18 protein-coding genes are annotated in these 20,150 nt (G+C 46.3%); 10 read left to right on the plus strand and 8 right to left on the minus strand.

What is annotated here, in order from left to right; all coding sequences use genetic code 11:
* Positions 1-2: 2 nt before the first annotated feature.
* The gene (gene motY / locus EWA64_RS03975; RefSeq protein WP_061893427.1) at positions 3-884 is read right to left on the minus strand and encodes a flagellar protein MotY; all 882 of its coding nucleotides are present in this window, start codon (positions 882-884) and stop codon (positions 3-5) included.
* A 197-nt stretch (positions 885-1,081) separates the two neighbouring features.
* Between motY and rnt the strand changes: the two genes are divergently transcribed.
* The gene (gene rnt / locus EWA64_RS03980) at positions 1,082-1,738 is read left to right on the plus strand and encodes a ribonuclease T (RefSeq protein WP_061893320.1); all 657 of its coding nucleotides are present in this window, start codon (positions 1,082-1,084) and stop codon (positions 1,736-1,738) included.
* A 21-nt stretch (positions 1,739-1,759) separates the two neighbouring features.
* Entirely contained in the window at positions 1,760-3,085 is a 1,326-nt protein-coding gene (locus tag EWA64_RS03985) for a Na+/H+ antiporter family protein (protein ID WP_061893321.1), read from the plus strand.
* A 67-nt stretch (positions 3,086-3,152) separates the two neighbouring features.
* Here the strand turns inward: EWA64_RS03985 and EWA64_RS03990 are convergent, their stop codons facing one another.
* Both EWA64_RS03990 and EWA64_RS03995 read right to left on the minus strand, forming a co-directional pair.
* Entirely contained in the window at positions 3,153-3,785 is a 633-nt protein-coding gene (locus tag EWA64_RS03990; RefSeq protein WP_061893322.1) for a DsbA family protein, read from the minus strand.
* A 119-nt stretch (positions 3,786-3,904) separates the two neighbouring features.
* Positions 3,905-4,243 carry a Grx4 family monothiol glutaredoxin gene (locus EWA64_RS03995; protein WP_039429958.1) on the minus strand — a complete coding sequence of 113 codons (339 nt, stop codon included), beginning with the start codon at positions 4,241-4,243 and terminating at the stop codon, positions 3,905-3,907.
* Between the two features lie 281 nt (positions 4,244-4,524).
* Between EWA64_RS03995 and sodB the strand changes: the two genes are divergently transcribed.
* From sodB to EWA64_RS04010, 3 genes are all read left to right on the plus strand, one after another.
* A complete protein-coding gene (gene sodB, locus EWA64_RS04000) occupies positions 4,525-5,109 on the plus strand; it encodes a superoxide dismutase [Fe] (protein ID WP_039429962.1) in 585 nt (194 codons plus the stop codon).
* Positions 5,110-5,234: 125 nt separating this feature from the next.
* Positions 5,235-5,738, plus strand: coding sequence for a VC2046/SO_2500 family protein (locus EWA64_RS04005; RefSeq protein ID WP_061893323.1), 504 nt, complete (start codon positions 5,235-5,237; stop codon positions 5,736-5,738).
* Positions 5,739-5,912: 174 nt separating this feature from the next.
* Positions 5,913-6,596 (plus strand): SDR family oxidoreductase, encoded by a 684-nt coding sequence (locus EWA64_RS04010; protein WP_061893324.1) that lies wholly within the window; start codon positions 5,913-5,915, stop codon positions 6,594-6,596.
* Between the two features lie 177 nt (positions 6,597-6,773).
* On the opposite strand, the gene adhE is transcribed toward EWA64_RS04010, so the two are convergent.
* Positions 6,774-9,464 (minus strand): bifunctional acetaldehyde-CoA/alcohol dehydrogenase, encoded by a 2,691-nt coding sequence (gene adhE / locus EWA64_RS04015; RefSeq protein WP_061893325.1) that lies wholly within the window; start codon positions 9,462-9,464, stop codon positions 6,774-6,776.
* A gap of 662 nt (positions 9,465-10,126) precedes the next feature.
* On the opposite strand from adhE, the gene EWA64_RS04020 reads away from it, so the two are divergent.
* Positions 10,127-10,765: a YchE family NAAT transporter gene (locus EWA64_RS04020; RefSeq protein WP_061893326.1), complete on the plus strand. Its 639-nt coding sequence runs from the start codon at positions 10,127-10,129 to the stop codon at positions 10,763-10,765.
* 66 nt (positions 10,766-10,831) lie between these two features.
* Positions 10,832-11,686, plus strand: coding sequence for an ion transporter (locus EWA64_RS04025; protein ID WP_061893428.1), 855 nt, complete (start codon positions 10,832-10,834; stop codon positions 11,684-11,686).
* A gap of 35 nt (positions 11,687-11,721) precedes the next feature.
* On the opposite strand, the gene asd is transcribed toward EWA64_RS04025, so the two are convergent.
* Positions 11,722-12,852 carry an aspartate-semialdehyde dehydrogenase gene (gene asd / locus EWA64_RS04030; RefSeq protein ID WP_061893327.1) on the minus strand — a complete coding sequence of 377 codons (1,131 nt, stop codon included), beginning with the start codon at positions 12,850-12,852 and terminating at the stop codon, positions 11,722-11,724.
* Positions 12,853-13,261: 409 nt separating this feature from the next.
* Between asd and nhaC the strand changes: the two genes are divergently transcribed.
* Positions 13,262-14,698 carry a Na+/H+ antiporter NhaC gene (gene nhaC, locus EWA64_RS04035; protein WP_061893328.1) on the plus strand — a complete coding sequence of 479 codons (1,437 nt, stop codon included), beginning with the start codon at positions 13,262-13,264 and terminating at the stop codon, positions 14,696-14,698.
* Between the two features lie 61 nt (positions 14,699-14,759).
* On the opposite strand, the gene EWA64_RS04040 is transcribed toward nhaC, so the two are convergent.
* Positions 14,760-15,917 (minus strand): Hpt domain-containing protein, encoded by a 1,158-nt coding sequence (locus EWA64_RS04040; RefSeq protein ID WP_170320318.1) that lies wholly within the window; start codon positions 15,915-15,917, stop codon positions 14,760-14,762.
* A 205-nt stretch (positions 15,918-16,122) separates the two neighbouring features.
* On the minus strand, positions 16,123-17,124 hold the full coding sequence (yejK, locus tag EWA64_RS04045; RefSeq protein WP_061893330.1) for a nucleoid-associated protein YejK: 1,002 nt from the start codon (positions 17,122-17,124) through the stop codon (positions 16,123-16,125).
* An 84-nt stretch (positions 17,125-17,208) separates the two neighbouring features.
* Between yejK and EWA64_RS04050 the strand changes: the two genes are divergently transcribed.
* Both EWA64_RS04050 and EWA64_RS04055 read left to right on the plus strand, forming a co-directional pair.
* Complete coding sequence (locus EWA64_RS04050) at positions 17,209-17,436, plus strand: YejL family protein (RefSeq protein WP_039429982.1); 228 nt, start codon at positions 17,209-17,211, stop codon at positions 17,434-17,436.
* 21 nt (positions 17,437-17,457) lie between these two features.
* Positions 17,458-19,269: a DUF3413 domain-containing protein gene (locus EWA64_RS04055; protein ID WP_061893331.1), complete on the plus strand. Its 1,812-nt coding sequence runs from the start codon at positions 17,458-17,460 to the stop codon at positions 19,267-19,269.
* A gap of 92 nt (positions 19,270-19,361) precedes the next feature.
* Here the strand turns inward: EWA64_RS04055 and EWA64_RS04060 are convergent, their stop codons facing one another.
* Complete coding sequence (locus tag EWA64_RS04060) at positions 19,362-20,072, minus strand: Crp/Fnr family transcriptional regulator (protein ID WP_082796605.1); 711 nt, start codon at positions 20,070-20,072, stop codon at positions 19,362-19,364.
* Between the last annotated feature and the right edge of the window lie 78 nt (positions 20,073-20,150).

The following is a 20,150-nucleotide window of genomic DNA, read 5'->3' on the forward strand; positions in this document are numbered from 1 at the left end:
ACTTATACTTCGGTCCTGCCTAGCGAAATAACGACGCGGCGGTTCTTATCTTTGCCGATGGGCGTCGCGTTGTCAGCAATTGGGCGACGCTTGCCAAAGCCTTGTACTTGAATGCGATCTTCTGTCAGCCCCAGCGCTTTGAAGTAATCACGCAGCGATTCCGCTCTGCGCTCAGAAAGGTTCTGACTCAGGCTAGTACCATCTGTCGAATCGGTGTAAGTGGAGACTAACACCAGATCAATATCGGTGTTGTAGCGCACATACTCGGCGATTTGCGAAAGGCGTTTTTGCGACGCTTTGGTCAGTTTGTCGCCGTTACGCTCGTAATGCAGAATGGTGAAGGAGATATCTTCAAAACTGTATGGTAGTAAGTTAGCGATGCAGTCACTAAACGCATTGTATTTTTGCTGAAACAGCACAGATGAAAGCACCACTTCAATACGCTGATTGCGGCTTTGCCAATCTTGATAACTGAACGTCGGATAACGCCCTTTCTCCAGCTCGGTCAAAATGCCCCAAGCGGTCTGACCGCCCACATAGCCATCAAACTGCTTAAAGAATTTGAGCGTAGTTAGGCGATCGGCGCGCTCTCCGGGCCGCCAAGGTGGCGGCATCGAAATCAAGCTGACATTACGCGTTTCGCCCATCGGGCGGCGCATTTTCAGCTCAAAATCGAGCACGATTTTTTTGCTGGCACGCGAAGAAAACTCCGCGTCGCCAAAGTTCGGAATGGGATGCACCAAGCGACACTCCAGCGGCGAGTTGACCACCATCTCCCACTGAGACTGTTGCGGCGTGGCCACATAACGTTTGTCCATCGCCATCGCGGAGACAGAGGCAAAAGTGGTTAGCACTAAACTACTGGTTACAAGCCACATTTTCATTATCGGCAACATCTCTTCAATCATCTGCACGCTCTGGCAAGTTTGCCGACGTACATTACCCAACTTCATTTCGAAATTTACATGCAAAAACCTAGCCATCAAACCCGTAAACTTTTGCCGTTTTCTCTTTCTGTAGCGTTTTTTTCGCCGTCATAATCTGTAATAATGCCGTCTTTGTCACACAAATAAATAGAAACATGACTGTAGAAAACACAGCACAGACCCTAAAAAAACGTTTTCGCGGCTATTTTCCTGTCGTCGTAGACGTTGAAACTGCCGGGTTCAATGCAAAAACTGATGCACTTTTGGAAATTTGCGCCATCACGTTGAAAATGGATGAACATGGCGATCTTCACCCCGCATCAACCATTCACTTTCATGTCGAACCATTCGAAGGGGCCAATATAGAAAAGGAAGCCTTAGAGTTTAATGGCATCCGCGACCCTTTTAGCCCGCTACGCGGTGCTGTGACTGAACAGGAAGCGCTCAAAGAGATCTACAAACTGATCCGCAAAGAGCAAAAAGCGGCAGGCTGTGGCCGCGCCATCATGGTGGCACACAATGCCGCATTTGACCTCAGCTTTGTCAACGCAGCTAACGAGCGCTGCAAGCTAAAACGTATCCCTTTCCATCCCTTTGCCACCTTTGATACCGCCACTTTAAGTGGTTTGGCTTATGGCCAAACGGTGTTAGCTAAAGCGTGTAAAACTGCCGGGATGGAATTTGATAATCGTGAGGCGCATTCAGCCCTATACGATACCGAGAAAACCGCAGAGCTATTTTGCGGCATTGTCAATAAGTGGAAAGCGTTAGGTGGCTGGCCGCTTGTCGATGATGAAGACAATAATAAGTAAACACAACTTCCTGAGAAAACTATGAATCCTGTTGTTATTTCTGTTTGCGTCATGCTGGTTTTGGCATTGATGCGAGTGAACGTGGTGGTCGCCCTCACGTTTAGTGCCATCGTAGGTGGCCTGGTGGCTGGCATGGATCTCGGCGATACCATTGCTGCGTTTGAGAGCGGCCTTGGTGGCGGCGCGACCATTGCTTTAAGTTATGCCATGCTAGGGACTTTTGCGGTGGCGATTTCCAAATCAGGCATCACCGATCTTTTGGCGCAAAGCGTTATCAAACGCCTGAACGGTAAAGACAGCGCTGCTTCAACCACTGGCCTCAAATATGCTGTGCTCGTGGCGCTAGTGCTGGTGACTATGTCATCACAAAACGTTATCCCTGTGCATATCGCCTTTATCCCCATTTTGATTCCACCTCTACTGGGCGTTTTTGCCAAACTGAAACTAGATCGTCGTTTGATCGCATGCGTGCTAACGTTTGGTCTCATCACGCCATACATGGTTTTGCCTGTTGGCTTTGGCGGCATTTTTCTCAACAACATTCTGCTGAAAAATCTGCACGACAACGGCCTAGATAATGTTGTCGCCAGCCAAGTCCCTACCGCGATGCTCTTGCCTGGAGCAGGAATGGTTTGCGGCTTATTGATTGCGGTTTTCTTTAGCTACCGTAAGCCTCGTGAATACGCAGAGACTGAACTCACTGTCGTGCACGATGAAACGCAAGGGCTGAACAAGCAACATATTCTGGTTGCCGCCGTTGGTATCATCGCCGCGCTGAGCGTTCAGCTTTACACCGGTTCAATGATCATCGGCGCGCTCGCTGGCTTCATGGTGTTTACCTTTGGTGGCGTGATTGCGTGGAAAGAAACACACGATGTGTTTACCAAAGGTGTGCACATGATGGCGATGATCGGTTTCATTATGATCGCAGCAGCAGGTTTTGCTGCGGTAATGAAGCAGACTGGCGGCGTAGAAACTTTGGTAGAGTCACTCTCAACGAGCATTGGCGACAACAAAGCGCTGGCCGCACTGCTGATGCTGGTTGTAGGCTTGCTGGTCACGATGGGCATTGGCTCTTCGTTCTCGACTATCCCAATTCTAGCCACCATTTACGTGCCACTGGCGATCGCTTTTGGCTTCTCACCAATGGCAACCATCGCTTTAGTGGGCACTGCAGCAGCACTTGGTGACGCAGGTTCACCGGCTTCGGACTCTACTTTAGGCCCAACGTCTGGCCTCAATGCCGACGGTCAACATGAACACATCTGGGAAACCGTTGTCCCTACATTTATCCACTACAACGTTCCACTGATCATTTTTGGCTGGATCGCCGCAATGATTCTGTAGTGTAAACACTTCCATCAAAAACAAAGCCGCTCAATGAGCGGCTTTGCGTTAACTGGCATCCTGATCCCTACGACTGCGCAGGCATCGTTTGTAAAATGCGTTCGCGGATCTGCTTCAGTGTCGATTCTGATGAAAGGTAATCCACCTCGATCGGAAAATAGGCATCGTTGATTTGCAGTACTAAACTCGGATAGGAGTTCACGCCCAAACTGCTCGCGAAACTCAATTGGTCCTGAAAAACGCCTTCAAGAAACGCCCCATTCACATCATGCTCAAACTGTGACACATTCAGCCCAAGCTCCTGTGCCAATTGGCGGTGCGTCGCCTCCTCATGCGGTGGCATAGCGCGCAGATAATACGCTTGTTGGATGGCATCAAGCATTGCTTCGTAGCTGTCTTGAAATCCTGCTGCGATTAGCGCTCGGCACGCTTGATAGGTGCTGCGCACGGGTGTGCACTTGGTCCAAAAATCATAGTTAAAACGGGTACCGAGCTGACGCTCAATTTGATGCCAGATCCCCTCTATCTTTTGCTGCATTTCTGGTGCCATCGGCAGTGTCGAATCAGGAGCAAGCCCCCCGACCACATATTCAAACTGAATTACCCCCGGCAACTGCTGTTTTAGCTTATCCAAAGTGGGTTTGTAACCCCAACACCAACTGCACATAGGATCATGGACGTAATATAGTTTGATTTTCATTCTACCCACTCAAAAAAGAAAAAGGAGCCAAATAGCAGCTCCTTTGTATTCTATACGTGATTACTCATCACCACTACTCTGACATAACGCCATTTGTGGGAGAGTAAAGCAAAGCGAGATTACTCCGCTTCGTTACTCGCAGCGCGTGCCGCGGCTTCCTTGATTAATGGCTGAAGTTCGCCTTTTTGGAACATCTCAATCACGATATCACAACCGCCGATCAACTCACCTTCAACCCAAAGCTGTGGGAACGTTGGCCATTGTGCGTAGCTTGGTAGCTCGGCGCGGATGTCCGGGTTTTGCAGAATGTCCACATAAGCAAACTTTTCACCACAAGCCATCAGAGCTTGAGCTGCTTGAGAGGAGAAACCACAGCTTGGTAGCTTTGGAGAACCTTTCATGTAAAGAAGGATTGGGTTTTCTGCGATTTGCTGTTTGATTTTATCGATAGTTTCCATTGCTTCCTCTAGATGGAGTTACTGCAAATAATCGCGACATTTTACCTTATTGTTCAAGAATAAAAAGCATATAAAAATTAGGGCTATAATCAGGGGCGCGATGACAAAGAAATTTCATATAGAAATTGTCACTTAGCCCTTTTAATAAAGTAAAAACTTGCTAAACTATAGCGCAAGTCAGTCATAAAGACATTCAACCATGCCAAAGCAGGTTGAAAATCGGATAAATAACACTGGAAGCAATCGAAGGTTACCCCTTCAAATAGATGGAGAATCGAGCAATGGCATTTGAACTACCCGCTCTTCCTTACGCAAAAGACGCTCTTGAGCCACACATCTCTGCAGAAACTCTTGAGTTCCACCACGGTAAACACCACAACACTTACGTTGTAAAACTGAATGGCCTTATCCCAGGTACTGAGTTTGAAGGCAAATCTCTAGAAGAGATCATCAAAACTTCAACTGGCGGTATCTTCAACAACGCAGCGCAAGTTTGGAACCATACTTTCTACTGGCACTGCCTTGCGCCAAATGCAGGTGGCGAGCCAACAGGTGCCGTTGCTGATGCAATCAACGCAGCATTTGGTTCTTTCGAAGAGTTCAAAGCAAAATTCACTGACTCAGCTATCAACAACTTCGGTTCTTCTTGGACTTGGTTGGTGAAAAAGGCTGACGGTTCTCTAGCCATCGTTAACACTTCAAACGCAGCAACACCTATCACTGAAGAAGGTGTGACACCACTGCTAACCGTTGACCTGTGGGAACACGCTTACTACATCGACTACCGCAACCTACGTCCAGATTACATGAACGGCTTCTGGGCTCTGGTTAACTGGGAGTTCGTTGCAGCGAACCTAGCGAAATAATTCGCAACACCTTAAGTTCAATTTAGTCACTAATTCAAACCCGCTCATCATAGCGGGTTTTTCTTTTATTTTACCTAAAGTTACCTATGTTGCTGCCGCTATAAAAACATCAGGCGGAGGGCATAATGCAAATACATACTTTAGACAAAGCAGGCATCATCAACGAGCTTCAGTTTGGCACAGGAATGAACCATGCCATTCATGATGGTCGTCGTGCCGATTTTGCTTTGCTGCTATCGATGTTTTCCAATGATGCACGCCACATAACGCCTGTAGAAGAAACGGACTCGCAACCCGTCACGGAGCAAATTCTGCGTCAACAATTTGCTTTATGCGAACCGCAAAAACTGAGAAGCGATCAATCCAGCTACACTATTTCAGCGGAGCAAGCAAAGCAGTTTCACCGCGCGGGGCTCGCCGCAAGCAAACTCAGCCACTACCTTATCGCCGACGCGCTCGCCTATATGCCAGAGGAGACCTTCGATCTCCCGGAAGAGGTGTATCAAAACCTTTCCGGCCATGAAAGACGTCAGTTAGCGCAGCCAAACACTCCACTCCTACCTGAAGCCGGTCTGTATAATCAGTTGTCAACCGCTTGGGCCAAAGCCCGATTGGGCACATCAGTCTAGACTTTAACTTGTTGAATATTAATGCGTTACAATACAAGAGCAGACTAAAATGTGACTTTTTACATACTTTGGCACTCTGCTTAACTCAGATAGTCATTAGTTTGACGTCATTCACACTGAAAAGCCCCATTTTCTCCCAAGATGAAAGTACCGCTAACACATGGAGTCGGGGAAATGGAAATTAAGCACGCGCTAATCTTGGTAACGAATGCAGGCTCTCTGCTCGGCCGAACCATCGCCCTACACTTTGCCAAGCTCGGCGCGACCATCATTCTGAGCGATCAAAGTAAAGCTCAACTAGCTGAAACGCAGACAATGCTAGCGACGATTACCGACAAAGCCTATTCTATTGCCATCAGTGATGACCAAACCGAAACCATTCAGCGCCTTTTTGCCGAGATAGAACAACAGTTTACGCAAGTTCCCGATGTGCTCGTCAACTGTTGGACTTCGCTCCCTCTGCCATCTTTAACCGGGCATGCAGCCAATGATGGTTTCGTCGAACAACTCTCCTCCACTGCGGGTGCACTGTACCGTTTTGGACAGGTTTGCGCCGAACGTATGCGACACACCGAAACGAAAGGCGTGATCGTCAATGTCATCACCCACGCCGATTATCAAAACTTTTCTGGCGTTGAAAGCGTCACCTCACTCGTTTCAGGCTTTACCCACAGTTGGGCCAAAGAACTCACCCCGTTTAATATTCGTGTCGGTGGTGTAATCCCGGCTCTCTCGCACACACAGAATCACGTTGATGAATCACATTGGGCGCAAGTGCAAGACGAACTCATCCGTAATACAGAGTACATAGTCGCCAACGAGTACTTTAGTGGACGGGTAGTCAGCGCCGAGGTTTAACCACCTTCCTCACTTTTACCGCCAACCTTATGTACAATCCCGACACTTTTCATGTTGATGCATAGCGAAAAAAAGCCCCTATCTCTCGATAGGGGCTTTGCTCTTTTCCCGATTTTTTAGGTTTCGTGCTAGCGAAAACCTATCTCAAAACGTCCGTCTTACTTAGGCGTCCGCTTTTTATTTCTTCGCTTTAACTGCTTCAGCTTTAGAAGCTTCTTGGTCTGCTTTTTTCTTGATCACTGTAGTACCTTCGAAAGTTTCACCTTCAACGAAAGCTTTACCGTAGTAAGCAGCAAGTAGCACCTCTTTTAGCTCAGAGATGAGTGGGTAGCGTGGGTTCGCACCAGTACATTGGTCATCGAACGCTTCTACTGCTAGTTCATCAACTTTCGCAAGGAAGTCAGCTTCAGCAACTCCAGCAGCTTGGATAGACATTGGAATGTCTAGGTCACCTTTCAGCTCATCCAACCATGCAAGTAGACGCTCAATCTTCTGCGCAGTGCGGTCACCAGCTTGGCTTAGGCCTAGGTGGTCAGCAACTTCTGCGTAACGACGACGTGCTTGTGGGCGGTCGTATTGAGAGAACGCAGTTTGCTTAGTTGGGTTATCGTTCGCGTTGTAACGTACCACGTTAGAGATAAGTAGAGCGTTCGCCAAACCGTGTGGTAGGTGGAACTCTGCACCGATCTTGTGCGCCATAGAGTGACATACACCTAGGAACGCGTTCGCGAATGCGATACCAGCGATGGTCGCTGCGTTGTGTACTTTCTCACGAGCGATTGGGTCTTTTGCACCGTTCGCGTAGCTTGAAGGTAGGTACTCTTTTAGCATCTTAAGTGCTTGTAGAGCCTGACCGTCTGAGTACTCGTTCGCTAGAACTGATACGTAAGCTTCTAGAGCGTGAGTCACAGCATCGTAGCCACCGAATGCGGTTAGAGACTTAGGCATGTTCATCACTAGGTTCGCATCTACGATTGCCATTTGAGGAGTCAATTCGTAGTCTGCTAGTGGGTACTTAGCACCAGTCTTATCGTCAGTAACAACCGCGAATGGTGTCACTTCTGAACCTGTGCCTGAAGTGGTAGTGATACAGACAAGCTCAGCTTTTTTACCCATTTTAGGGAACTTGTAGATACGTTTACGGATATCCATAAAGCGCATTGCCAGTTCTTCGAAGTGAGTTTCTGGGTGCTCGTACATTACCCACATGATCTTCGCAGCATCCATTGGTGAACCACCACCTAGCGCTAGAATCACATCAGGTTGGAAGCTTTGCATTGCTGCTGCGCCTTTCTCTACCACAGATAGCGTTGGGTCAGCTTCAACATCAAAGAACGTTTGAACTTCCATGCCTTGTGCTTTAAGCAGTTGTACTACGTCATCTGCGTAACCGTTGTTGAATAGGAAACGGTCAGTTACTAGGAATGCGCGTTTCTTACCTTCTAGATCGCTTAGTGCGATTGGAAGGCTACCACGACGGAAGTAGATTGACTTAGGTAGTTTGTGCCACAACATGTTTTCAGCTCGCTTCGCAACAGTTTTCTTGTTGATTAGGTGCTTAGGACCTACGTTCTCAGAGATAGAGTTACCACCCCATGAACCACAACCAAGAGTTAGAGATGGTGCTACGTTAAAGTTGTAAAGGTCACCGATACCACCGTGAGTAGTTGGGATGTTTACAAGGATACGCGCAGTCTTCAGTTTGTCACCGAAGTAACGAATACGGTCTGCGTTTACGTCTTGGTTTGTGTATAGACCAGAGGTATGACCGATACCGCCGATCTCAACCATAGTTACCGCTTGAGCCACTGCGTCTTCGAAGTTGTCAGCACGGAATAGACCTAGAGTTGGAGACAGTTTCTCATGAGCGAATTCGTCGTCGTAAGAGACTTTACCAAGACCTTCACCAACGAGAACTTTAGTGTCAGCAGGAACTTTAACACCCGCCATTTCAGCGATAGCAGCAGCTGGTTGACCTACGATCTTCGCGTTTAGTGCGCCATCGATTAGCAGTACTTTACGTACTTTCTCTGCTTCCGCTTTGCTTAGAACGTATGCTTTATGAGACGCAAAACGCGCTTTCACTTCGTCATATACTTCGTCAACAACGATTGCTGCTTGCTCAGAAGCACACACTACGCCGTTATCGAACGTTTTAGACATCAGGATAGAAGCCACTGCACGTTTGATGTCAGCAGTCTCATCGATAACAACTGGAACGTTACCTGCACCTACACCGATTGCTGGTTTACCAGAAGAGTAAGCCGCTTTAACCATGCCTGGACCACCAGTTGCAAGGATAAGTGCAATACCGTCGTGCTTCATCAGTGCGTTTGAAAGCTCAACTGAAGGTTGGTCGATCCAACCGATGATGTCTTTTGGAGCACCAGCGGCAACAGCAGCATCTAAAACCAGTTTCGCAGCTGCGTTAGTTGAATTTTTTGCACGTGGGTGTGGCGAGAAGATGATACCGTTACGAGTCTTCAGAGAAATCAGAGATTTGAAGATCGCTGTTGAAGTCGGGTTAGTCGTTGGAACGATACCGCAGATGATACCTACAGGCTCAGCGATAGTCATTGTACCTAGGTTGTCATCTTCTTCGAGGATGCCACAGGTTTTCTCATCCTTGTATTTGTTGTAGATGAACTCAGACGCAAAGTGGTTCTTGATTACTTTATCTTCAACAATACCCATACCAGATTCTTCAACCGCCATTTGTGCTAGCGGGATACGCGCTTGGTTTGCCGCTAGAGAAGCTGCACGGAAGATTTTGTCTACTTGCTCTTGAGAGTAAGTAGCAAACTCTTCTTGTGCTTTCTTAACGCGTGCAATCATCGCATCTAGTTCAGCCATATTAGTTACAGGCATAGGGATTCTCCTAAATTAACAAATATTAAAAACTTTTTAGTAAGGCGACTTGTTGGTTGTTTTGATTGTCTCTCAGTAACTTACTTAACAACCGTCTTAGTAAATTGCTTTCAGGACTGAGTATAATATTTCAGAGTGTGAAAATAATTGACTTGGATCAGTTCTCACTCGCGAAATCCCTCAAAAGTAGTATCTCATCGCCAAAATCAAAAATAACCAATTGATTTTAAAACAAATAACACCAACCAAAACACTGAACAAAAAAGAAGCAATCGAACAAAGCAACTAAAAAAGCCACAATAATTTGTAAAAAAGTTTCATCTTTAGTCCACAAAATTACATGTAGACCCCAAATCTTGTGCTACTGAGAGTATATCTAAGCCCAATTATCTCTCCACATCGTGACGTTTTTTTTATCTGTTTTGTGTGGATGTTAACGTTTATGCGCATGCCACCAACTTGGAATCACACAAAATGATACATTTCAACACCTGACTTTACATATGTGCACAGTTACTCTCCTTCCGTTAACCCTGTTAACTGGTCAACTGGATGAGCTCGGATAAGATTAGTCTAACCGCACGCAAAAGGCGTTTTTTCTCTCGTCAATTCTTAGCATCTTTTCTAGAATATAGGCTCCTGTCCCTCTGTATGAATTCGTCATGTCAAACTTCGAAATCGCTATTTTTCTGCAATTTTTCCTAGGCTTAGTTGCTGCAGTCAATCCGGTGGGCATCATGCCTGTTTTTGTCTCTCTAACAGGACACATGACGCCGGAAGAAAAACACAAAACGGCACTGACTGCGAACATCGCAGTGGCAGTGATCTTGGTCGTGTCGCTGCTTGCAGGTCAAATGCTGCTGGATATGTTTAGCATCTCTCTCGATTCATTTCGTGTCGCGGGGGGATTGTTGCTGCTCAGTATTGCCTTCTCAATGATGAGCGGTAAGCTCGGTGAAGATAAGCAGAACAAGCAAGAACAATCCGAATACGTCAGCCGCGAGCAGATCGGGGTTGTGCCACTTGCCATGCCTTTAATGGCGGGGCCGGGTGCAATAAGCTCAACGATTGTCTATGGCGCTCGTTACCCCAGCATGTTCGACACTGTGGGTATCGTCGTCACCGTCGCCATATTCAGTTTTTGCTCTTGGCTGCTGTTCCGCTCTGCACCACTTATCGTGCGCTTCCTTGGCCAAACGGGCATTAACGTCATCACGCGGATTATGGGCCTGATCCTTGGCGCACTCGGCATTGAATTTATTGCCAATGGCTTGCGAAATCTCTTCCCCGGATTAGCCTGATTTTCGCTTTAAGGTTATGATGTGGCTACGATACTCTTTAATAGCCACATCATTTTCAGCCGCATCATGTCTCAAGAAACGTTAAAAAACCGTCTGTACGTTATCATCTTTGGCACTCACACCCCTTCGGGCAAAGCTTTTGATATCGCTCTCATTATTGCCATTCTCAGTTCACTGTCAGTGCTGGTTTTAGAGTCCATTCCTACCGTTCGCGCTTCTTGGTCAACAGAGCTACGTTATTTCGAATACGGCTTTACCGCGCTTTTTACCATTGAGTACATGCTGCGTCTCTACTGCTCACCCAAACCCGTCGCCTATGCGAAAAGCTTTTACGGTGTGGTCGATCTGCTGGCCATTTTGCCAACCTACCTTGTTCTGCTGTTCCCTTCCGCAACATTTATGGGCGTGATTAGGCTGCTGCGAGTCATGCGTATTTTCCGCATCCTTAAATTGGTACGCTATTTACAAGAGTCCAACGTTCTTCTGCGTTCGCTTTTGATGGCACGACGAAAAATCCTGATTTTTTTCAGCACGGTAGCAATATTGGTGACTATTTTTGGCGCACTGATTTACGTCATTGAAGGACCAGAACACGGGTTTACCAGCATTCCTAAAAGTATCTATTGGGCGATAGTGACCATTACCACCGTCGGGTACGGTGACTTAGTGCCGCAAACTGATTTTGGCAAAGCGATCGCCTCACTGACCATGCTAATGGGCTATTCGATTCTCGCTGTACCAACCGGGATCATTACGGCTGAACTGAGCCAAGAAATGAACTCACACCGTCAACTGGTAAAATGCCCAAATTGTTCGCGCTCAGGGCATGAGTCCGATGCACTCTATTGCAAACATTGCGGTAGCGAACTGGCCGATCCTGACAAACGTGTCGTCGCAAGTGACATAAAAAAAGCGCCGTGAACACGGCGCTTAGAATGTGGAATTAACCGAGCAGCTTACTGTTTTTCTGCCAAAATAATACGCAAGGTGCGGCGTAGAGGTTCCGCAGCGCCCCAAAGCAGTTGGTCACCAACAGTAAACGCGTTGAGGAAATCGTCGCCCATTGACATCTTACGCAGACGACCGACCGGTACAGATAAGGTGCCAGTGACTTTCGCCGGTGTCAGTTCTTGAGCGGTAATATCGCGCTCATTTGGAATGACTTTAACCCAATCGTTGTGCGTTGCGATCATCTCTTCAATCTCATCCAACGGGATGTTCTGCTTAAGCTTGATGGTCAGAGCTTGAGAGTGACAACGCATTGCGCCGATACGCACACACGTACCATCTATAGGGATTGGCGAGTCTTGCAAGCCCAGAATTTTGTTTGCTTCAACGCCCGCTTTCCACTCTTCTTTGCTTTGACCATTGTCGCGTTTCACATCGATCCATGGGATCAACGAACCCGCCAACGGCGCGCCAAAATTGTCGGTTGGGAAAGAGGCGCTGCGCATCGTTTCAGCAACTTTTCTATCAATATCTAAAATAGAACTGGCCGGGTTAGCAAGCTCTGAACTGACGGCATCGTTAATAACGCCCATTTGTGAAATGAGCTCACGCATGTTTTGTGCACCTGCGCCAGAAGCCGCTTGATAGGTCATCGCACTCATCCATTCCACTAGGCCTTTCTCGTAAAGGCCGCCGAGTGCCATCAGCATCAATGACACGGTACAGTTGCCGCCAACAAAGGTATTGGTCCCCTTGTGAATGCCTTGCTGAATTTGCGCCAAGTTTACGGGATCTAAGGTAATGATAGAGTCTGATGCCATACGCAGTGTTGAAGCGGCATCAATCCAGTAACCTTTCCAGCCTGCTTGGCGCAGTGCCGGATACACTTTCTCTGTGTAGCTACCACCTTGACAGGTAATCACCGCATCCAACTGTTTTAAGGCTTCGAGGTCAAAAGCATCATGCAATACACCTGCGTCTTCACCAACCTTACTGTTTGCAAATAGGGGCGCTGGAATACCAACCTGAGAGGTACTAAAAAATACCGGTTCAATCAGGTCAAAGTCTTTTTCTTCAACCATACGTTGCATAAGGACTGAACCAACCATGCCGCGCCAACCAACTAAACCAACTCTCATAACATTAACTCTCCGTGTAATCTCGAACCAAAATGTGAATTTGAACTCAATAGTTCAATTTTCCCAGCAAAATCTCAAGTGTTAATTCAGTGAAACGGTCTTTTTTCATCATACTCACTATGCATAGCAAGCGTCGCCCAACTCTGGTCAGACCTTCGATTGGTGAATATACCAGCTCCCCACGGACAAATTAACATTTGAAGCACATTTATTTCACATCAAACAACATTTAATCTCACTAAACATCATATTTAGTAGATGAAAACTTCATCAAATGCCAACTAGACCGATCAACATCAAAACATACAACCAAAAAGTTCGAATTATCTACCATGTTAATGTAAGGTACAGATCCTAACTATCCGGGGGCGTAATCCCTCTAACGCTCCGACATTCTTCAGAGGAATATATGAAGCAGGAAAACACTCGCTTACCGAGCCTACTACAAGTCATTATATCGCTCGGTTTGTTTTTACTCTTGGCGTTTTCGTTTACGGCGAAACTAGACCTCCCTATTCAATTAGCCCTATATATCGGTTGGTTTATCATCATGGTGTTGGGCATTCGCTTAGGTCATTCGTACAAATCGTTGGAAACCGCGGCGTTAAACGGTATTTCGAATGGTTTAGGTGCTGTTCTTATTCTATTAGCTGTTGGTGCACTGGTTGGTACTTGGATCTCCGGCGGTATCGTACCCACTATTATTTACTATGGTCTGAAGGCAATTCATCCTTCTATCTTCCTTTTAGCCACTATGATCATTTGCTCCCTAACAGCACTTGCAACAGGCACCTCTTGGGGCGCCGCAGGCACCGCAGGTATCGCGATGATGGGGATTGGTCAAGGCCTCGGAGTGCCTGCACCTATTACGGCTGGTGCAGTATTATCCGGCTGTTACTTTGGCGACAAAATGTCTCCGCTTTCAGATTCTGTGATCCTTGCTTCTTCAATGTCGAACGTGGAAGTCATGGAGCATATTAAAGGCATGCTGCCAATTGCACTGATAAGCTATGTGATTACTGGTGTGATGTTTACTGCGTTTGGCTTCCACTATGCTGGGAATGTCGACATGAGCCAAGTCGATTCAGTGATTAAGGCCATGGAACAGCAGTTCTACATCACGCCTTACTCGTTTGTTCCTGTGATTATCGTATTGGCGCTACTTGCGATGCGTATGCCGTCTTTTCCCGTCATCAGCTTCGGATCTCTGCTGGGCATTATCTGGGCGGTAATGATTCAGGATGTCGATTTCCTTACCGCGTTTAACACCGCTTGGGCACCGTTTGCCATCTCATCTGGCGTTGATTTTATCGATTCGATCCTCAATCGTGGCGGTATGTCATCCATGCTAGGCTCGGTAGCGGTGATCGTCTTTGGCCTTGGTTTTGGTGGCTTGCTGGATAAAGTCGGCGTGCTAGAAACCATCGCGAAACTGTTTGAACGTCGCGTGCAAAATGCCGGTTCTCTCGCAACCAGCACGATTGGTACAGCGTTTATGGGTAACGTGTTCGGTTCAGCGATGTACGTTTCTCTTATCCTAACGCCAAAGATTTGTGCGAAAAACTACGATCGCCTAGGTTACAAACGTAAGAATCTGTCACGAAATGCCGAGTTTGGCGGCACGCTCACCTCAGGTATGGTGCCTTGGAGTGATAATGGTATCTACATGGCGAGTATTCTTGGTGTGGCGACACTCTCTTATGCGCCTTTCATGTGGCTCAGCTTCGTCTGTATCGCGGTGACCATTTTCACCTCTTACATGGGCTGGTTTGTCGATAAATGCGAGCCTACCGTGCAAATCGACGATGTGGACGAACCCACATTAGCAAAAACACAAACGGTTTAATCGCACGACAACCATAAACAACCAATCCAAGCGTAGCCTAAACCGCTACGCTTTTTTGATGTCAATCATTCCCCCATGTCTCATCCAGTAACTGTTTGGCAAAATCGATGGTTTCACGCAGCGCCTCTTCCAACTTAGCTAACTGCTGCTCAGACACGTTATGACCATTTTTCATCGTCATCTCAATATCAAACGCCACATCTTTTAACCGAAGCGCACCAAGGTTCGCGGCCACGCCTTTCAAACTATGTACGATACGCTGCGCTTTGACTTTGTCATGCACCAATACATCGGTGAACCGCTGATAGTCATTGCGATGATCCTGAATGAAGACTTGCAATAGTAAACGTACCGATGCCTCATCGCCTGAGAGTGAGTCCAGCATGGCTTTGGTATCTATCACCCTCCCTTCTTCCAACGACTCTTGGGAGTAACTCATCACTTTTTCGCTATTAGAGCGTATGAGCGCATCCAAACTGGCCTCTTGATCGTGAGCCTGTTTGCTCTGTTTTGCATTCTCCAGCGCCTGAGTCTCTTCTCCCCAATCTTGCAAATAGAGCAAGAAGAGCATACCCAACACAGACAAAGCACTAGTGGCAATCAATACCATCATATATTGCAAAATCATACGGTTAACATACTCTTCTAGTTTTGATTGCTGAGTATAAATGGCATGGTTGTTAACTTGTTGAACTAAGTGGTCAATTTGTAAATTCTCCGCCAAGACATCACCACTTGCAGCGATAAGCTGTCTTAAAGGCAAACCGTACTCATCAGGAAGGGTTTCTGAAGCTAGCAATAAGTCGTCAATGTCCTTAAAAATCAGGTCCAATTGTGGTGATGTGGAAAAGGCCGCTTCAGAGACATAGCTACCTAAAAGGGCATACTGTGTGATCGCGAAAGAAGATTGATCGCTGATTTTTAAGCGCTTTTCTCGAATTTCATCGACGAGGCTAGAAAGTTGATTGTCTATTGAAAGTAGGCTCCTGATACTTTGCAGGTAGTGATCGGTCGAGTAGATAAATTGCGACACATCTGGAGCAAAATAGGACTCTGCATAATTGGCTTCAAGTTGAATACGTAGCGCATAAATAATCTGCAGATTGAGTGAAATATCATCAGTCAATCCTATTCTTTGCGAGCGTTCATGGGCAAAAGTGTTGTGCGTTTGTTCGACTTTATTGCCTAACTCTTCAACAACTTGTACAACCGCAGTCATATTATAAGTCTGAATCATAATAAACAGTGATAGTGACGCCCACAGAGCCAACAAACCAACTGAGCATCGCGTTTTCATTTTTTTTGCTGTGAGTGACATGTGCAATCCCTGAGAAACACCTGTTACAAGCATATACCATCTTCTAACATCATGTCAGACAACAAAAAAGAGAGCCCATTGCTCTCTTTCTTATTTGTTTACTTGATTATTGATTGCGCGTGAGTTGATCGCGCAAATTGGGCGGCGTGCCTTTAATCGTTAGCGTATCTGTCTCTGGATCGTAAAAAATGCGCTCTCCGAGCAACAAACTGTCGAAGCTAAGGTTCAGACCGCCACCAGCACCAACATACTTGGTTAACTTGCGTACCAGCCCACGGTCCGCTGGAAAACTCTCTTCCAACTGATAACCTTGCGCCTGAGTGAAATCGAGAAAGCTGGTGCCTGAAGGCCCTGAAGGAAGCTCATCTGACAATTCACGAATCGTCACTTCTTCACCAGATTTCATTTGCCCACTACAGTAATCATAAACTTGCTTTCGGTACTCGTTCACTTCCTGTTTTTCTAGCTTGGCATCGGTACAAAAATCATCCAGTGCCTGAATCAAAACCTGGCTTTGCTGTTTGCCATCGAGCCCAACTTCCGCTTGCATAAAATCGAGGAAAAAATCGGCGACTTTTCGTCCCACACGCCCTTTAATATAAGAGAGGTAACGGTTCGACTCACTATCCACTTCGTAAACGGAGAGATCAATACGCGCGGCAATATCCATTTTGCTGATGTCAAGATAATCGGTAGCGCTGATGTCCAAGCCTTCCGTAACCTTCAAGCTTTGATTGAGCGGCAAAATGCCGACAAACAAATAGTGCGTTGCGAGACTCTGGTACTCAGCAAACACTAAAATGCCTTCATCTGCAAAAGGATACTTACTCAGTTCATCTTTCAGACGTGAGGCGCTTTTCTGTGAAAAATCGTAAAAACTGAGCTCATTTTTACGCATCGCTTGCAGCCAAATCTGAAATTCGCTGTCTGATTTGAAGCTGCCGAATCCTTTTCCAGCTTTTGCGTGGAACACTCGATGCAGCTCAGCCACAAGATTTTCGGTGGATGAATCGTTGCTCAGAGACTCAGAACGGTAGTGGACCGTGAGTTCATCCTGATCATTTTTACTAAGCTGATGCAAAATAACGTTGGAAAGATGCAGGCTCATAATCTTTTATCTAGCTTCAAGGTTTTAGTTGTGAGGCATTGTAGGTTATCATAAGCCGCTTTTACTATCATTATTAGAGTTGTTATGCCGATTACATCTAAATACACAGACCAACAAGTTGAAACGATTCTTGCTGAAATAGGCGCAGTGCTAGACAAACACGGAGCGACCCCAGAGCTTTCATTGATGATTGCGGGCAATATCGCTACCAATGTCTTAAATCAACAAGTTGCTGCTTCACAACGTAAAGTTATTGCAGAAAAATTTGCTCAGGCACTGATCTCTTCTCTGAAAGAACAAAAAACTCATTAATCACGGATAACAGAATCATACATGGTAGACAGCGGAAACTCATACGGCGAACGTGTATCCAAACTGGTTAGTTGGGGGCACTGGTTCGCATTCTTCAACATCATTGCTGCGATGTTGATCGGTACGCGTTATATTGCCCAGTCACCTTGGCCGGAAACCTTCCTAGGTCAGCTTTATCTGGTTGTTTCCTGGGTCGGACATTTTGGCTTTCTGGTCTTCGCGCTGTACCTGTTGATTCTGTTTCCACTCACTTTTCTTCTGCCCTCCCAACGGTTGTTCAGATTCTTTGCCGTCACCTTTGCCACCGTTGGCTTGACTGTTTTGCTCGTCGATACTCAAGCCTATCAGTCGATCAATCTGCACTTAACCCCGGTCGTTTGGGAGTTGCTGTTCAGCGATGAAAAATCGGCAATCAGCACTGATTTGCAGCATCTTTTTGTTGTTTTACCGTTGATTTTTTTCCTCCAGCTTGGCCTTGCTGAGTGGGTGTGGAAAAAACAACGTAAGCTGGCTCATAAGCACATTGGTCGCCCTCTGGCCGGTGTTTTCTTTATCTGTTTTATTACCAGCCACCTGATTTACATGTGGGCGGATGCCTATTTTTATAATCCGGTCACCAGCCAACGCGCTAACTTCCCGCTCTCCTACCCTATGACAGCGAAAAGCTTTATGGAGAAACATGGTTTACTCGATAGAGAAGAGTACCTAAAGCGATTGGAGGCAAACGAAAATAACGTCGAGTTGGTGCGCTATCCGTTGGAGCAATTGGAGTTTAATCGTCGCGGTAATCACCTGAATATACTGATGATCAATGTCAACAACTGGCGTGCAGACCATTTGAGCGAAACGCAAATGCCAACAGCCTACCAGTTTGCAATCAACAATCAGTGGTTCACCAATCATTACAGCTCAAGCAACGATTCTTTTGGCGTGTTTGGCTTGTTTTATGGCCTGCCAACCAGTTATGCCAGCAGCATCAAAGCGCAAGGCACAGCGCCCATTTTCCTTAACGTATTGCAAGAGCAAGGCTATGATTTTGCTTTGTTCAGCGGTAACGGCTTTAGTGACCCGCTTTATCGTGAGGTAATATTCCGCGGACAACATCTTGCTGCCCAGCTTGAGGAACAAAATCAGACCGAGTTTAACGACGAAAAAGCCGTCGAAGCTTGGCAAAACTGGTTGGCCGGACAAACTAAATCGCCTTGGTTTAGCTTTATCGAACTGACTTCCGTGGACGACATTGACGCTTCGGCTATGCCAAAAGGCGCGAATGCCAGCGAAAAATTCAAACAGACGTACAATCAAGCTGTAGGAATGGCCGATAATATGCTGCAGCGTATTTTGGTTACTTTAGAAGAGCAGCAACTGAGTGCCAACACAGTGGTGGTTCTAACTTCAAATCACGGCAGTGAGTTTAACGAAACACAAACCAATAGCTGGGGCGCAAATTCTAACTACAGCCGCTATCAGCTTCAGGTTCCTATGGTGATTCATTGGCCGGGTAAATTGCCTGCGAAGTTTGATCAAAGCACCAGCCACCTAGACCTGTCAGTAACCTTATTGCAGGATTTGCTCGGCGTTGCTTCTAACCCAGTTGACTTTAGTTCAGGGCGAAATTTGTTTGATGAGAGCAGACGCCGTTGGATTTTAGCGGGCGACACGCGTGAAATTGCCTTGATCACACCAACCCAAACGACGGTGATTGATAAGTTTGGCAACTTCAAGTTATACGACGAGAACTACAAGCGGGTAAGAGACGACAGCCCGAAACTGCCCGTATTGATGCAAGGATTGACTGAATTACAACGCTTTTACAGTAAAAGCCAACAATAAATGGTTTACCGAGGAAGGGACGTGGAAATCACGTCCCTTCCTGTTTTTATTGAGTATGAAGTGCTCTTTCATTTTCTCTCCAACTAAAAAGCCTAAATACTCACCATAGACAAGGTTTCTATCTTCTTTTTTAAACTTTCCAATGAATTAATGGTAATCGAGCCGTACCCGACGGCAATAATCCCTTCTTCGACAAAAGGAACGATATATTTATTCAGCGCTTGTCGAGTGATCCCAACCACCATTGCTAATTCCGTTCTGGTCATCTTTATTTTAATCGTCTGTTTTCCAGGCTCTTGATTACCGAGTATTTCAATATGAGACAGGATGGTGCGAGCTATTTTCAGAGGGATATTGGTCGTCATATTGTTCAACGCAAAATGACCGATAGAAGCACCACGACGTGCCAATGCGCTAAATGTGTTTCTCATTAGCGTTGAGTCAATCTGACAAAGTTCAATAAAGTGACTAATCGGCAGTTTTACAATGATTGTATCCTCTAACGCTTTGAGTGATACCACGCGATTAAAGCCTGGAATAAAGGATGCTTCGCCAAACCAGCCACCCGTTGTCACTTTGGCAACGAGCAAATTATTTCCTTGCTCGTTTCTTCGGTATACTCCAACTTGCCCTGAGGCGAGAATTAATAACTCCTCAGCAGGTGCATCTTGTTTCGCAATCAATTCATTGCGTTTAAAACTTTCGTAACCACTATATTCATACAGCGTTGACAAGGTGGTTGAACTGCAACCTTTAATTAATTCACAATTATGTATTGCATTTAATATTAGATAGTTAGACATAATCACAGCTTACTCGCATCGAAAATAGACGATGCCAATATAAAGTCCATTTAAAAGAGCCCCGACCTCACGGCCGGG

It is taken from the genome of Vibrio cidicii (assembly GCF_009665415.1).
GTDB lineage: Bacteria > Pseudomonadota > Gammaproteobacteria > Enterobacterales > Vibrionaceae > Vibrio > Vibrio cidicii.